Source organism: Mesorhizobium sp. M0571, assembly GCF_040320985.1.
Classification (GTDB): Bacteria; Pseudomonadota; Alphaproteobacteria; order Rhizobiales; family Rhizobiaceae; genus Mesorhizobium.
Genome location: NZ_JAMYQT010000001.1, coordinates 294,022 through 308,424, shown reverse-complemented (window position 1 = coordinate 308,424; position 14,403 = coordinate 294,022). Strand labels below are relative to the sequence as shown.

At 62.6% G+C, this 14,403-nt stretch carries 12 protein-coding genes and 1 pseudogene; 1 reads left to right on the top strand and 12 read right to left on the bottom strand.

Translation table 11 applies throughout. The annotated features are described in order from the left end of the window. Positions 1-97: 97 nt before the first annotated feature. Complete coding sequence (gene glmM / locus NKI85_RS01460; protein ID WP_352494163.1) at positions 98-1,450, bottom strand: phosphoglucosamine mutase; 1,353 nt, start codon at positions 1,448-1,450, stop codon at positions 98-100. Between the two features lie 790 nt (positions 1,451-2,240). On the opposite strand from glmM, the gene NKI85_RS01455 reads away from it, so the two are divergent. Beyond that, on the top strand, positions 2,241-2,903 hold the full coding sequence (locus NKI85_RS01455) for a hypothetical protein (protein WP_502896075.1): 663 nt from the start codon (positions 2,241-2,243) through the stop codon (positions 2,901-2,903). 743 nt (positions 2,904-3,646) lie between these two features. On the opposite strand, the gene ftsH is transcribed toward NKI85_RS01455, so the two are convergent. The 11 genes and pseudogenes from ftsH to ybgC all read right to left on the bottom strand — a co-directional run bounded on the left by ftsH (position 3,647) and on the right by ybgC (position 14,349). Further along, entirely contained in the window at positions 3,647-5,572 is a 1,926-nt protein-coding gene (ftsH, locus tag NKI85_RS01450) for an ATP-dependent zinc metalloprotease FtsH (RefSeq protein WP_352522858.1), read from the bottom strand. A 106-nt stretch (positions 5,573-5,678) separates the two neighbouring features. Next, positions 5,679-7,136, bottom strand: a complete 1,458-nt coding sequence (gene tilS / locus NKI85_RS01445) for a tRNA lysidine(34) synthetase TilS (protein WP_352522859.1) — start codon at positions 7,134-7,136, stop codon at positions 5,679-5,681. A gap of 54 nt (positions 7,137-7,190) precedes the next feature. Continuing rightward, positions 7,191-8,291, bottom strand: coding sequence for a tol-pal system protein YbgF (gene ybgF, locus NKI85_RS01440; RefSeq protein ID WP_352522860.1), 1,101 nt, complete (start codon positions 8,289-8,291; stop codon positions 7,191-7,193). 207 nt (positions 8,292-8,498) lie between these two features. After that, a pseudogene (locus NKI85_RS01435) lies at positions 8,499-8,597 on the bottom strand (peptidoglycan-associated lipoprotein Pal); the annotation flags it as partial. A gap of 71 nt (positions 8,598-8,668) precedes the next feature. Continuing rightward, positions 8,669-9,175, bottom strand: coding sequence for a peptidoglycan-associated lipoprotein Pal (gene pal / locus NKI85_RS01430; RefSeq protein WP_352523065.1), 507 nt, complete (start codon positions 9,173-9,175; stop codon positions 8,669-8,671). A 232-nt stretch (positions 9,176-9,407) separates the two neighbouring features. Next, positions 9,408-9,785, bottom strand: coding sequence for a four helix bundle protein (locus NKI85_RS01425; RefSeq protein WP_352522861.1), 378 nt, complete (start codon positions 9,783-9,785; stop codon positions 9,408-9,410). A 100-nt stretch (positions 9,786-9,885) separates the two neighbouring features. After that, positions 9,886-11,157, bottom strand: a complete 1,272-nt coding sequence (gene tolB, locus NKI85_RS01420; protein ID WP_352775597.1) for a Tol-Pal system beta propeller repeat protein TolB — start codon at positions 11,155-11,157, stop codon at positions 9,886-9,888. A 79-nt stretch (positions 11,158-11,236) separates the two neighbouring features. Then, the gene (tolA, locus tag NKI85_RS01415) at positions 11,237-12,394 is read right to left on the bottom strand and encodes a cell envelope integrity protein TolA (protein ID WP_352522863.1); all 1,158 of its coding nucleotides are present in this window, start codon (positions 12,392-12,394) and stop codon (positions 11,237-11,239) included. A gap of 7 nt (positions 12,395-12,401) precedes the next feature. Next, positions 12,402-12,860 (bottom strand): protein TolR, encoded by a 459-nt coding sequence (gene tolR / locus NKI85_RS01410; RefSeq protein WP_352522864.1) that lies wholly within the window; start codon positions 12,858-12,860, stop codon positions 12,402-12,404. Between the two features lie 9 nt (positions 12,861-12,869). Next, positions 12,870-13,580 carry a protein TolQ gene (tolQ, locus tag NKI85_RS01405; protein WP_023677997.1) on the bottom strand — a complete coding sequence of 237 codons (711 nt, stop codon included), beginning with the start codon at positions 13,578-13,580 and terminating at the stop codon, positions 12,870-12,872. A 298-nt stretch (positions 13,581-13,878) separates the two neighbouring features. Beyond that, entirely contained in the window at positions 13,879-14,349 is a 471-nt protein-coding gene (gene ybgC / locus NKI85_RS01400; RefSeq protein WP_352775449.1) for a tol-pal system-associated acyl-CoA thioesterase, read from the bottom strand. Positions 14,350-14,403: the final 54 nt, after the last annotated feature.

Genomic DNA, 14,403 nt, shown 5'->3' with positions numbered 1-14,403 from the left:
ATGAATCTGGCGGCCGTTGCTGTAGCAGGACTGACAGAGGATCCAACAAAAAAGCCCGCCGAAGCGGGCTTTCGAACTGACAACCTTGTTGGCGAGATCAGGCGGCGCTGCGCGTTTCCGAAATGACCTCGACGATGTCGTTGACGACGGACTCGACGAGTTGTGGGTCGTCGCCCTCCGCCATGACACGGATGAGCGGCTCCGTGCCGGATGGCCGGATGACCAGGCGCCCGGCCTTGCCGAGGCGATGGCGCGCATCTTCGATCGCTGCCTTGACTGGCGCCTCCTCCAGCGGCTTGCCGCCGGAAATATGCACGTTCTTCAACAGCTGCGGCACCGGCTCGAATTTCTTCGACAGCTCGCTGACCGGCCGGTTCTGCCGCTTGATGCAGGCGAGCACCTGGAGCGCCGAGACAAGGCCGTCGCCGGTGGTCGAGAAATCGGACAGCACGATGTGGCCCGACTGTTCGCCGCCGACATTGAGCCCATGGGCACGCATGTGCTCGACGACATAGCGGTCGCCGACCTTGGTGCGATGCAACTGCAGGTTCATGTCGCCGAGGAAGCGTTCGAGGCCGAGATTGGACATCACCGTCGAGACGACGCCGCCGCCGGCCAGCCGTCCGCTCTGATGCCAGGATTCGGCGATCAGCGCCATGATCTGGTCGCCATCGACGATCGCGCCGTTCTCGTCGACGATAACGACGCGGTCGGCATCGCCGTCGAGCGCTATGCCGATATCGGCGCGTACTTCGTGCACCTTCTTTTGCAGGCCGGCCGGATGGGTCGAGCCGCATTCCTTGTTGATGTTGAAGCCGTTGGGCTCGACATTGATGGCAACGACCTCGGCGCCAAGTTCCCACAGCGCGTCGGGGGCCACCTTGTAGGCGGCGCCATTGGCGCAATCGACGACGATGCGCAAGCCCGACAGCGACATCGAGCGCGGCAGCGTGCGCTTGGCGAATTCGATATAGCGGTCATGCACGCCGTCGACGCGTTTGGCACGGCCGAGCCCATCGGAATCGGCGAGCGCCAGTTCGATATCCTTGTCGAGCATCCCCTCGATGCGCTCCTCGATCTCGTCGGACAGCTTGTAGCCATCGGGGCCGAACAGCTTGATGCCGTTGTCGTAATAGGGGTTGTGCGAGGCAGAGATCATCACGCCGATATCGGCGCGCAGCGAGCGCACCAGCATTGCAACCGCGGGCGTCGGGATCGGGCCGAGCAGGAAGACATCCATGCCGGCGGCGCACAGCCCGGACACCATCGCGTTCTCGATCATGTAGCCGGAAAGCCTGGTATCCTTGCCGAGCACGACGCGATGGCGGTGGCTGCCGCGCTGAAACGAGAGGCCGGCGGCCATGCCGACCCTCATGGCGACCTCCGCCGTCATTGGAAACTTGTTGGCGCGCCCGCGAATGCCGTCCGTACCGAAATAATGTCCTGCCATGCTAGCCAGCTTCCTGATGGTTCTTTCCGAGCATCTCATGCCATAAAATCGGCCGAGCTCTGTCATCACATTGTATGATTATGGACGACTAATCCTTATAAAACCTTTGTCTTGTGTGTTTTGTGTCACGCCGGCCAAGGGACGTTCCCAAAGGGTGTTAAAGGTGAACCATTCTCGCCGAAGGCAAATTTCGGATCGACGGCGCCGGCCGGCATGACTGACTATCCGATGAGATAGTCTCGCGGTCCGAAGCTGGGCGTAGCCGTGGGCGAATACATCCCCAAACATCTACCTTGGAGAACAATAAGGTGGCAACGATTTCATCACCCTATCGCAAAGAAAGCATCTTCCGGCCTTCTCGCTCGCACTTAGCATCTGGCGCAACCGGCCGTTGAGCGCTATTGATTCGCCAGGGACATATAATGGGCGGCACAATGGAGAAAACGCCATGCTAATCCATCGACTTGCGACTTTGACGGGCATTGCCGTCGTCACTTTGTTCCTGGCAGCGCCGGCCAACGCGCTGACCATGGCCGAGTGCAGCACCAAGTATAACGCGGCCAAGGATGCGGGAACGCTTGACGGGCAGAACTGGAACCAGTTCCGCAAGGCCCAATGCGGCACCGATGCCACTGCTGCTGCTACGACCGACACCAAGCCGGCCAAGACCACGGCAAAGGCCGCTGACACCACCAAGGCAGCTGCCGCCGACGATGCGGCGCCGGGCCTGACGGCGAAGGAGTGCAGCACCAAGTACCAGGCGGCAAAAGCCGCCGGCACGCTGAACGGCATGAAGTGGAACGATTTCCGCAAGACCGAATGCGCTGCCGGCGCAACTGCAGCCGCACAGCCTGCCGCCACGACCAAAGCAGCGGCGGCCACCAGCGATGACGCGGCGCCTGGGCTGACGGCCAAGGAATGCAGCACCAAATACCAGGCCGCCAAGGCTGCCGGCACGCTCAACGGCATGAAATGGAACGATTTCCGCAAGAGTGAATGCGCCGCCGGCGCAACTGCAGCGGCACAGCCCGCCGCCGCACCTGCCAAGGCGACGACGGCCGCGGCGACCGATACCGGCAAAGGCCTCAGCATGGCGGATTGCAGCGCCAAATATCAGGCCGCCAAGTCCGGCAATACTCTGAACGGCATGAAGTGGAACGACTTCCGCAAGAGCCAATGCGGCACCGGTGCCGCCGACGACGAAACCCTGCCGGCTCCCGATGCCAAGTACACCGGCGATCCGCAACCGCCGACCATCACCGCCCCCCAGGGCGTGAAATTCCCGACGGCGATCTCCAAAAAATACGCAACCGAGACCCCGGCCAAGGGCCGCATGCATACTTGCCTCGACCTGTATTACGCCAACAAGGACGCCAACACGCTGGGCGGCCTCAGGTGGATCCAGAAGGGCGGCGGCTTCTACAGCCTCTGCAACTCCAAGCTGAAGAGCTGACCGGCGCCATCATCTGACGATATGAGCCCGCGAGCCGCAAGGTTCGCGGGCTTTTTGTTGTGGCCGAGCAATGTGACGGCCCTCCCGAGGTCATGCTCAACCCTTTGCCAACTTCCTTGCGGGCTGCGCGAAACGTCGAAGGTGCCGATCTCCCTACGACGGGCAGGGCAATCGCATATGGGCAAGTGCCCCTCACCCGGGTCGCCAGCGTTGATGCCAGGCTCTTCTCCCCGGCGGGGAGAAGGTGGCCGCAAAGCGGCCGGATGAGGGGACTTCATATGCAATGGCCGGCCCCTTGTGGGGGGAGATGTCCGGCAGGACAGGGGGGCGCTGTCCCGCCAGCGTCAGGCCGGCAACGCCGGAACTTTCAAAAAGCCTGAAACAAAAAACCCGCCTCGGCGGGCGGGTCGTCGGCGCCAATCAGCACCATACTCAAACTAATAGCATAGCTGCCGGAACAAAGCAAGAACAAAATGCGTTGCGGCCGGCAGAAAAACGCGAATTCCCTTCACCGGCTCACCCCATTCGTATTGCCGGAATCGATGCTCAAGGACGATTGCAAAGTCGTGTTCCTTCGCGCCCCCTCCGTCCGGCCCTCTTTTGCGACCACTTGGCATCTTCCCCACGAGAGGGAGATCGGCAGCTTTAGCGCCTCGCGAACAGGTGAGATTGACCGTCATCAAAAGAAAAACGCCGCGGTCAAAACCGCGGCGTTTCGAAGTCGATCTCTCCTGGGCCGGAGCCTAGCTTGACGGCTGGGGTTCCATGCCGCCTTCGGGCTCGGGGCCTTTCTTGCGGCGACCGGACTTCGGCACGGCCGAGCCACGGCTCGGCGGCGTGTCGTCGCCAAGGTCGCGTGCGGGCTTGTTGCCGGCGATCAGCTGCTTGATCTCCTCGCCGGACAGCGTCTCGTATTCGAGCAGGCCTTGCGCCAGCGCGATCCATTCCTTCTTTTTCTTGGTCAGGATGGATCTTGCCGTCGAATAGGCTTCGTCGATCAGCCGGCGCACTTCGGCGTCGATGATCTGCGCCGTCTCTTCCGAGATGTTCTGCGTGCGCGCCACCGAATGGCCGAGGAACACCTCCTCTTGGTTGTCGCCATAGGCGACATGGCCGAGCTTGTCGGAGAAGCCCCAGCGCGTCACCATGGCGCGCGCCAGCTTGGTCGCCTGTTCGATATCGGAGGAGGCACCCGAGGTGATGTTCTCCTTGCCGAATTTGAACTCCTCGGCGACGCGGCCGCCCATCATGATGGCGAGGCGCGAGATCATGTATTTGTAGCTCATCGAATAGCGGTCGCCTTCCGGCAGTTGCATGACCATGCCGAGTGCCCGGCCGCGCGGGATGATGGTCGCCTTGTGCAGCGGATCGGCCGACGGCACGTTGAGCGCCAGGATGGCGTGGCCGGCCTCGTGATAGGCGGTCAGCTCCTTCTCGGCCTGCGTCATCGCCGACGAGCGTCGCTCGGCGCCCATCATGATCTTGTCCTTGGCATCCTCGAATTCGGCCATGGTGACGAGGCGCTTGTTGCGCCGCGCCGCCATCAGGGCGGACTCGTTGACCAGGTTCATCAGGTCGGCGCCGGAAAACCCCGGCGTGCCGCGCGCGATCACCTTGAGATCGACATTGGGCGCCAGCGGCACGTTGCGCACATGCACCTTCAGGATCTTCTCGCGGCCGACGATGTCTGGGTTCGGCACCACCACCTGGCGATCGAAACGGCCCGGCCGGAGCAGCGCCGGATCGAGCACGTCGGGCCGGTTGGTGGCGGCGATCAGGATGATGCTTTCGTTGGATTCGAAGCCATCCATCTCGACCAGCAGCTGGTTCAGCGTCTGCTCGCGCTCGTCATTGCCGCCGCCGAGGCCAGCGCCGCGATGGCGGCCGACTGCGTCGATTTCGTCGATGAAGATGATGCAAGGCGCGTTCTTCTTGGCTTGGTCGAACATGTCGCGGACGCGGCTTGCGCCGACGCCGACGAACATCTCGACGAAATCCGAGCCGGAAATGGTGAAGAACGGCACGTTGGCTTCACCGGCGACCGAGCGGGCGAGCAGCGTCTTGCCGGTTCCGGGAGGACCGACGAGCAGCACGCCGCGCGGGATCTTGCCGCCGAGCCGCTGGAATTTCTGCGGGTCGCGCAGGAACTCGACGATCTCTTCCAGATCTTCCTTGGCTTCGTCGACGCCGGCGACGTCCTGGAAGGTGACGCGGCCATGCGCTTCGGTCAAAAGCTTAGCCTTCGACTTGCCGAAGCCCATGGCGCGGCCGGAACCGGACTGCATCTGGCGCATGAAGAATATCCAGACGCCGAGGATGAGGATCATCGGCAGCCAGGAGATCAGGGTGCCGAACAGCGAATTGGAGCCGTCGGATTCAGGACGCGCATTGATGGTGACGTTCTTGTCTTGCAGCCGCGAAACCAGCGACGGATCCCCAGGCGAATAGGTCTGGAAGCCGTTTGAACTGTCGGTGTAGGTTCCGGAGATGCGGGCGCCGGCGATGGTCACCGTCTTGATCCGCCCCGCCGCGACTTCCTGCAGGAACTGCGAATAGGGGACATCGCTCGAGGCTCCACGCGTCTGCGGCGTCTGGAAAAGATTGAAGAGAGCGATGAGCAGGACCGCTATGATCGCCCAGAGCGCGAGGTTGCGATAATTCGGATTCATCAATTGTCCCGTTGGCGCCCGCTGGGCGGACACGCGTCGTGAGAGGAAACTTGGGCCTAACATAGGGAGAGCGTCTCCCCTTGCCAAGCATAACAGCAGGTCTCGGTTAAGCTTTCGCCCGTGGTAAGCCGGCACTGTGGCCGCCGAATGGCGCGGCTGGAATCGGCGCCGCGCCAAGCAACGCGGCGACGGCATCGGCCGGCGCCAGATCGAAGCACGGCAGGAAACGGGCGAAGGGCGCGACTGCCGGATATGCGGCGACCGCCGCCGGCATCGGGCCTTCCCCCGGCAAACCAAGGCATTCGCCATCTCGCCACAGCGCCGGCTCCGCGGCCAAGGCGGCACGTACGAGGCTTGCCGACGTGCCAGGCCCGGCAATTGCCCGCTTTGCGGCAAGGGCCGCCCCGAGCGGTGCTACCAACAGCGGCGCGATCAACAATGCACCTGAATTGTCGCCCAACGTGATCCGTCTGCGGCCATCCCAAAGGGCATTGTTGGAAACCGCAACAGCGGGCGGCAGATCGCGCAATTCGCGATGCAGAAAGATACCGGTACGCCGAGCATCGACCACGCTCCGCGACAATGTGGCACAAAGCGGCCCGCTGCGGAGCCGGTCGAAAAGTGCCTCGCTGCGGGCCTGGTCGGGAAGGAAGGCGGTGCCGCCGGTCGCCGCCAGCAGGATGCGCAGCGCATAGATCGCCGCCCGGCTGTCACCGTCCGTTGCAAAATCCCGATCGAGGCGGACGAGGCCGGCGGCCGGCCTGGAGGCAAAACTGCGGATCAGCATGGCGGCGCCGTGTCCTAACTGCTCACGCTCGACCGCCGCCTTTCTGGCCAGCGCCATCGCTTCAGCCACGCGAGGCGCACCATCACCATCGCCAAGTGCTGCACGGATGCGCGGCCGCTCGAAAGCAGTGTCGGCATTGGTCGGGTCCTCGGCCCAAGCGACCTGTTTACGCCTGAGGAATTCGCGCAGCGCCGCACGCCGCACGCCGAGCAGTGGCCGCACGATCCAGTGCCGCCAGTCGTAGAGGGTTGCCGGCGCCATGCCGGCAAGGCCCCGCCGCTCGTCGCGCGGCCCGTCGTCGCTTTGCCCAGCGTCGCCTGGCCCCGCATCACTCGGCCCCCCATCGCTTGGCCGCTCGTCACGTGCTTGCCGCATCAGCACGGTCTCGGCCTGGTCGTCGGCGGTGTGGCCGGTCAGGATCAGGCCGATGCCTGCCGCTTCGGCGGCCTCGGCGAGCAGCCGGTATCGCGCCTCGCGTGCGGCGGCGGGCAGGCCGGTCGACGGTTTGTGCCCCGACCAGGCGAGGATGCGATGGGCAATGCCGCGCGCCGCGCACAGCCTGGCCACGGCTTTCGCTTCCGCTGCCGCTTGCGGCCGCAATTGGTGATCGATCGTCACCGCCAGCAATTTCGTTGCCGGCGCGGTACGGTCGAGATGGGCTTTGAGGAGGAGGAGGAGGGCGGTCGAGTCGCTGCCGCCGGACACGGCCGCAACAGCGCCGTTGGAAAAGTCGATCTGCGAAAAATCCGAAAGGTCAGGCTCGGTGTCGAGCGTCATGCATGTCGTCCAAAAGTGGGCCCGATTTTGGGGCAACGACATGCAACAGAAAAACTAGCACGCCGCTAGCGCCCTTTCCTGCTTGACCCGCTCCTTGAGCGCGCCGGAAATATCGGGGTAGCGCTTGCCGATCTCGCTGAAGGTGGCACAGGCCACGTCGCGCTGCTTCAGCCCGATCAGTGAAACGCCGAGCTTCAGCAGCATGTCGGGCGCTTTCTTGGCCTTGGGATAGTCCTTGCTGGCAGCGAGGAAAGTCTCGGCCGCATCGCGGTATTTCTGTTGGCCGAGCAGCGATTCACCGAGCCAGTAGTGCGCGTCCGCCGCTTTGGCGTCCTTGGGAAAACGGGCGATGTGGTCGCGGAAACCCTGTTCGGCGGTGCTGTAGTCGCCCGACAGGATGAACTGGTAAGAGTTGCGGTAAAGCTCCTCCGGGTCGTTGGTCGAGGGGAGTGCCGCGACCACCGTATCGTCGGATTTGCCGGCCTTGTTGCCGGCTGCGTTGGCGCCGGTGGCTGGGGCCGTATTCTGCTCCGGCGCGTTCGCCTGCGCATTGCCGTCGGCTTCGACGACATTGCCGTTTTTGTCGACGGTGATGGTGCCGAACGTCTTGGGCGGCGCGCCGGGGATCAGCTTGCCGGGATCGCCGGTGGGCGATTCGACGATGACGTCCTCGACGCTCTTGTCGCCGGCTGGCGGCGTGTCCGCAGCGGCCGGCGCCTGCGTTGCCGGCGCCTCCGCCACATTACTGTCGCTGTTGGGCGCGGCCTCGGACTTCTTCTGCTCGGCCGGCTGCTGCGCGCCTTGCGAACCGCCTTCCAACTGCTGGAAGCGGAATTCGTTGTCTTCCTGCTGTTTGCGGATCTGCTCCTGCATCTGCAGGACCTGGAAGTTGAGTTCCTCGATCTTGCCGTTCATCTGCCGGAGCTGTTCCTCCAGCGCCGGAGTGCCGGTGCCATCCTGTTGCGCGAATTGAACCTGATCCGGCTTTTTCTTTTCACCGAAAATGCCGGGCAGTTTGATCGTCGGCAGGTGGAAGGAAAATCCGCTTTCCGAGGATTGCCCGGTGCCGCTTGCCCCGATCCCGCTAGAAAGTGCGGCGGTGCTTGATACGAGCAGCAACGCAAGCGTGCCGCTCAAGACCGTTCTGAAATGCATGTGCCTCTCGCCGTGAAAACCGTTAGCCTGTTGCGCGCCCTTCCAACCGAAGTGGACCAGCCAAGTGGGACTAGCCAGTAGGATCAGCCGGGCGCTCTCGGCTCTTAACAGGACGTGAGACTTCGGCCAAATTTTGTTTGGAGCGAGCAGATATGAAAAAGGCGGCCTTTTGGCCGCCTTTCGCACCAAGTGTTGCATTTATGCCGATCAAGAACCGGCGCCGCCCAGTGTGGTTACGGCGCGGCGGTTCTGCGACCAGCAGGAGATGTCGTCGCAAACCGCGACCGGACGCTCCTTGTCGTAGGAATTGGAGCGAGCAGATATGAAAAAGGCGGCCTTTTGGCCGCCTTTCGCACCAAGTGTTGCATTTATGCCGATCAAGAACCGGCGCCGCCTAGTGTGGTTACGGCGCGGCGGTTCTGCGACCAGCAGGAGATGTCGTCGCAAACCGCGACCGGACGCTCCTTGCCGTAGGAAATGGTCTTCAGGCGCTGCGCCGAAACGCCCTTGGCGACCAGGAAGTCGCGGGTGGCGGCAGCACGGCGGGCGCCGAGCGCCAGATTGTATTCGCGCGTGCCGCGCTCGTCGGCATGGCCTTCGATGACGATGGCAAACTGTTTGTACTGGTTCAGCCACTGTGCCTGGCGCGACAGCGTCGTCTGCGCGTCGGCGCGGATCGAGGACGAGTCGGTATCGAAGAAGATGCGGTCGCCGATGTTGACGGTAAAGTCCTGGGCCGAGCCCGGCGTTGCCGCGCCGGCGCCGTTGAGGCCGAGATCGGCGGCGCTGTTCGGCGTCTTCTTCGAGGCGCAACCGGTGATCGCGAGCATCGCGACCAGCGCGATCATGACCGGGTTTGTGGTAAGTGCTGCGATACGGCCCATGCCGCCTCTCCTTCGCAATTCGAGTGATTTCATTGATCCTCCAGTAACCACGTTTGGGTTAACCAGCGCTCAAGAAACACGGTTAAAATTTGGTTTTCGGCTGCCGTCCGCAACCGTTCTGCCGAGGGCTACTCAAGGGCGACAATGAGCGCGGACCGTAGGCGGAAATGCGGCCAAAACATGAAAAAGAGGGAATTGAAGAATTGAAGAGTTGAGGAATTGAGGAAAGAGATCACCTCAGCTTCTCTCTGAGATTGACCAGCATTCCGTAGATGCGGGCATAGGATTGCAACCAATCGTCGCGTTGCGCCTGTGTGATGTACTCGAGATCGAACGCATACGAAATCCACGTCTCCACTTCACTGCATGACCCTATGGCCATCGAAATGAACCGTGCGAATTCGGGCTTGGAGTGGGTCTGTTTGGCAAAACCCTCAGCCAAATTGGCGCAGATCGCCTTGCTGGAACGACGAAGTTGATCGGCGAGCGCGTATTGCTCCATTTTCGGAAAAGCAAGCGTGGCTCTGTGTACCCCAAGGGAAACCGCATAGGCACGCTTGTAGACTTCCAAATCCCTCGCGTGCTCGATGTAGGCCGCTGCCTTCTCCATTCTTCAGTTCTTCAACTCGTCAGTTCCTCGGTTCCTCAATTCCTCAGTTCCTCTATTCCTCAGTTCCTCTATTCCTCAGTTCCCCTATTCCTCTATTCCTCTATTCCAGCAACGGCGACCAGGCCGGGTCCGAGGCGAAGTTCGCCGTTGGGATCGACTGTTCGTTGCGGCCGGTGAGATCGACCGAAACAAGTCTTGGTCCACCATTGGAATCGCGGAAGAACATCAGCACCCGGCCGTTGGGCGCCCAGGTCGGCCCTTCCTGCTGGAAGCCGGTGGATAGGATGCGCTCGCCCGAACCGTCGGTGCGCATGACGCCGATCTGGAATTCGCCGCCGGTCTGCTTGGTGAAGGCGATGAGATCGCCGCGCGGCGACCACACCGGCGTCGAATAGACGCCGTCGCCGAACGAGATGCGGGTCTGGCCCGAGCCGTCGGCGCCCATCACATAGATCTGAGCGCGGCCGCCGCGATCCGAGGTGAACACCACCTTGCTGCCGTCAGGCGAGTAGGACGGTGAGGTGTCGATGGCGGTCGAATTGGTAAGCCTGGTCGTCGAGCGGCTTCTCAGATCCATGGCGAAGATGTTGGAATTGCCGTCGTCGCGCAGAAGACTCATGATTACCTTCTGACCGTCCGGCGAAAAGCGCGGCGCAAACGTCATGCCGGGGAAATTGCCGACCAGTTCGCGCTGCCCCGTCTCGATCTGCAAAAGGTAAACCCGCGGCTGGCCGCTCTCGTAGGACATGTAGGTGATTTCCTGCCGGTTCGGCGAGAAGCGCGGCGTCAGCACGATCGATTTGCCGTTCGAGAGATAGCGGACGTTGGCGCCGTCCTGGTCCATGATGGCGAGGCGTTTCTTGCGCGCATTCTTGGCGCCGGACTCGTCGATGAAGACGACGCGCGTGTCGAAATAGCCCTTCTCGCCGGTCAGCCGTTCGTAGATGGCATCGGCGATGATGTGGGCGACGCGCCTGGTATTGGCGTCGTTGGCGAAGAACTGCTCGCCGGACATCTGCTGGCCGGCAAAGGTGTCCCATAGCCGGTACTGGGCGCGGACGCGGCCGTCTGCCTCCTTGCCAACGCTGCCGGTAACCAGCGCCTGCGCATTGATCACCTTCCAGTCTTCGAAGCGCGGCGTGGCATCCGGGTTCGAGATCTTTTCGATAAAGGCGCTTTTGTCGATCGGCGCGAACAGGCCGGAGCGTTTCAGGTCGGCGCTGACGATGCCAGAAATCTCGGCGCCAAGCGCATCGCCGCCCTGGAAATCGGTGATGGCGATCGGCAACGGCTCGACATTGCCCTTGTTGACGTTGAGCTCAACGAGCGCTCGTGCCGGCAGGGTGACCGCAACAGTCATACCCAGCGCCATCGCTGCGATCGTCAGGAGCGGCTTGAGGATGGATTTCATGTCTTCTCGCTTCTCTTCGCTGAATCTGTGGGCGCCGGCCCTAAAGGCCGAGCATCTCCCTGGGGTCGAAGGTGACCCGAACGTCGGACCAGATGTCTTGCTTGCCCGCGGGAACCTGCAGGCCGGCCACATCGCATTTCTGAACCGCGCGAACGGCACTTTCGTCAAACGGGCGGTTTCCGCTCGACTTTTCGACGCTCGGCCGGCCATCCAACTTACCGGAGGCGTCCAGATTAAACCGGACCACGACGACGAAATCCTCCGAACCCTCAAGCCCTACCGGAAGTGTCCAGCAGCCACCAAGCTGGGCCTCCAATGCCCCCTGCTCCGATTTCGAAAGCTTCTGGCCCTGGTCCTTGTCGCCGCCGAGCGACGACTGTTGGGTCGAGCGCTTGGCGCCGCCACCGGCCGGCTTCCGCTTGTCGAGCAGAGCCGAAATCTCGTCGGCGTTGAATTGCTTGTCGTCCGATTTCGGCTTGGATGAGGCTTCCTTGACCGGCTTGTCGGCATCCTTGCGCTCCGGCGCCTTGGCGCTTTCGGCCTGGACCGGCTGCGGCTTCGGCCGAGCCTCGGGCGCCGGCGCCGAGTCCGGAAGCTGCGCCTCCTCGGTTGGCGGTTCCTTGGCAATCGCCTCGGCGACGGCATCCGGCTTGACCTCGGGCTGTGGATCGATCGCGGCAGTCTTGTCCTGCGGCGGCGTGGGCGTCGGCTCCTTGGCCGGCGTCGGCTTGGGATCGGTCTGCTTGACCGGTTCGGGCTTGACCTCTTCCTTCGGCTGCGGCACCGGCGCTACCTCTGTAGCGGGAATAGGCTTCGGCTCTTCCTTTGGCTTTGGCACGTCCTCGGGCTTGGGCTTTTCGACCGGCGTCGGCGCGGGTGGCGGAGCCGCCGTCATATCGACTGGCTGGGGCTTGGGCTCAGGTGTCGGCGGCTTGTCGGTATCGACGCTGTTCTCGCCGACTTTCTGGGCGTCGGGAACGATGTCGGGACGCTGCGTCGGTAGCGGTGCCGGCTTGTCGTGCATCACAGCCTTCTTGTCGCCTTGCAGGACCTGTGCCGTCGCTTCCATCGGCACGATCTCGACCGACACCGATTCCGCATCGGACGCAGGCATCGCAGGCGGCGAGGACAACGTGAACAGCCCGAAGGCGATCGCCACCGTATGCAAGATCACCGATGTGGTGAGGCCGGTCCTCATCTTGCGTCTACTGATCCTGTTCCTGCAGTGAAACCAGGCCGATATTCTTGTAGCCGGCAGCCGAGATGCGGGCCATCACCTTCATGGCCGTGCCATAGTCGGTAGATTTGTCACCCCTGATGAAAATACGCTCGTCATAGCCCGTCTTCGAGATCGCCTGCAGCTTGGCCACCAATTCCTCGATCGGGATCTCGGTTTCCTGGAGGTAGATCTGACCGGCCGAGTTGATGGACACGGTTATAGGCTGCGTATCGGCGTTCATCGCCTTGGCTTGCGTATCCGGCAGGTCGATCGGCACGCCGACCGTCAGCAACGGTGCCGCGACCATGAAGATGATCAGCAGCACCAGCATCACGTCGACCATCGGCGTGACGTTGATCTCCGAGATCAGGGCGTGATGGCGGCCGCGCCGCCTGTGGCCGCGCCCGCCGCGTCCTCCGCCACCTGCGCTTACGGACATTCCCATGATCGTTCCTCAGGCCTTCTGCGCGACTTTTTCATCGATTTGGCGCGAGAGTATGGCGGAGAACTCATCCGCGAACCCTTCCATGCGCACCGCGATCTTGCTCGCGTCCGACGACAGCTTGTTGTAAGCAATGACGGCCGGGATGGCGGCGAGCAGGCCGATGGCCGTCGCCAGCAGCGCCTCGGCGATGCCGGGCGCGACCACCGAAAGGCTGGTGTTCTTCGAGGCGGCGATCGCCTGGAACGAGGTCATGATGCCGATGACCGTGCCGAACAGGCCAATAAAGGGCGCCGCCGAGCCGGTGGTGGCGAGGAAGCCGAGCCGCCCTTCCAGCTTTTCCATCTCGCGGGTCAACGCCAGATCCATCGCCTTGTCGATGCGGGTCTGCAGGCCGAGCGGCGATTTCGCGCCCTTCTCGAAACTCTTCTTCCATTCGCGCATGGCGGCGACAAAGATCGCGCTCATGCCGGTCGTTTTGCGGTCGGCGAGCGTGCGGTAAAGTTCTTCCAGCGACTGTCCCGACCAGAACACCTGTTCGAAGCGATTGAGCGCCAGCCGCATGCGGGCATAGGCGACGAGCTTGTCGACGATGATCGCCCAGGTCCAGATCGAGGCACCAAGCAGCCCGATCATGACCAGCTTGACCACCCAACCGGCCTGCATGAACAAGGCCCAAATCGATAAATGCGCGCCCGGTTCGGCGAGAGCGATGTTTTCCATGTTACGTCCTTAAAGATTTTCCGGGCGTGGCTGGCGGCTGGCCCATGGGCATCCCTTGTGGTCCGTTCGCGTTAGGCTTGCGGAATAACCCCAAATGCACCGTTGGCGGCCTTTTCGGGGCAAATATTGGTGAAAGGAAGGCGCTTGGATTCTCCCAATCTTAACCATTCCCTTCATGGACCGTTATGGTTAAGGATGGGTTAGGACGTATAGCGCGGCGCATTGCCGCGCCCTGATGAGTCGCCCGCCGATCCTAGCCCGGACCGGGGGAGATCCGAAATTGCCGGCCTCTGAACCCTTATTTGCGCGTTCTGAGCATGAAGGCTGCGATCCAGTCCTTGGGAAAGCGCCGCGGCCGTCCGTTCTCACCGACGATCGCCGCTTCGACCCGCGCCTCGACCAGCACTTCGCTGCCGCGCTTCAATTGCTGCGCCATGACGATCCGCGCGCCGGAAATCTCTTCGGTGCGTGTGTCAATGGTCAGGATGTCGTCCATGCGGGCCGAACCGCGGAAATCGATCTCCATGCGCCGCACCACCCAGACTATTTTCTCGCCATGCTTGCCCTGGGCAAGCTCGGTGTGGTGGACGCCGGCCAGCCGCAGATAATCGGAACGGCCGCGCTCGAAGAATTCGAGATAGCGCGCGTGATAGACGACGCCGGAGAAATCGGTGTCGGCATAATAGACGCGCGCCATCAATCGATGGCCGAATTCCGTCAGCGCGCCGGAAAGCCCGGCGGACAATGCCGTGTCACCATGATCGTCCATTGCGCTGTCCTTTTGGTCCCGACCAGCACCTGTTTTTGGCACCATCTGTTTTGC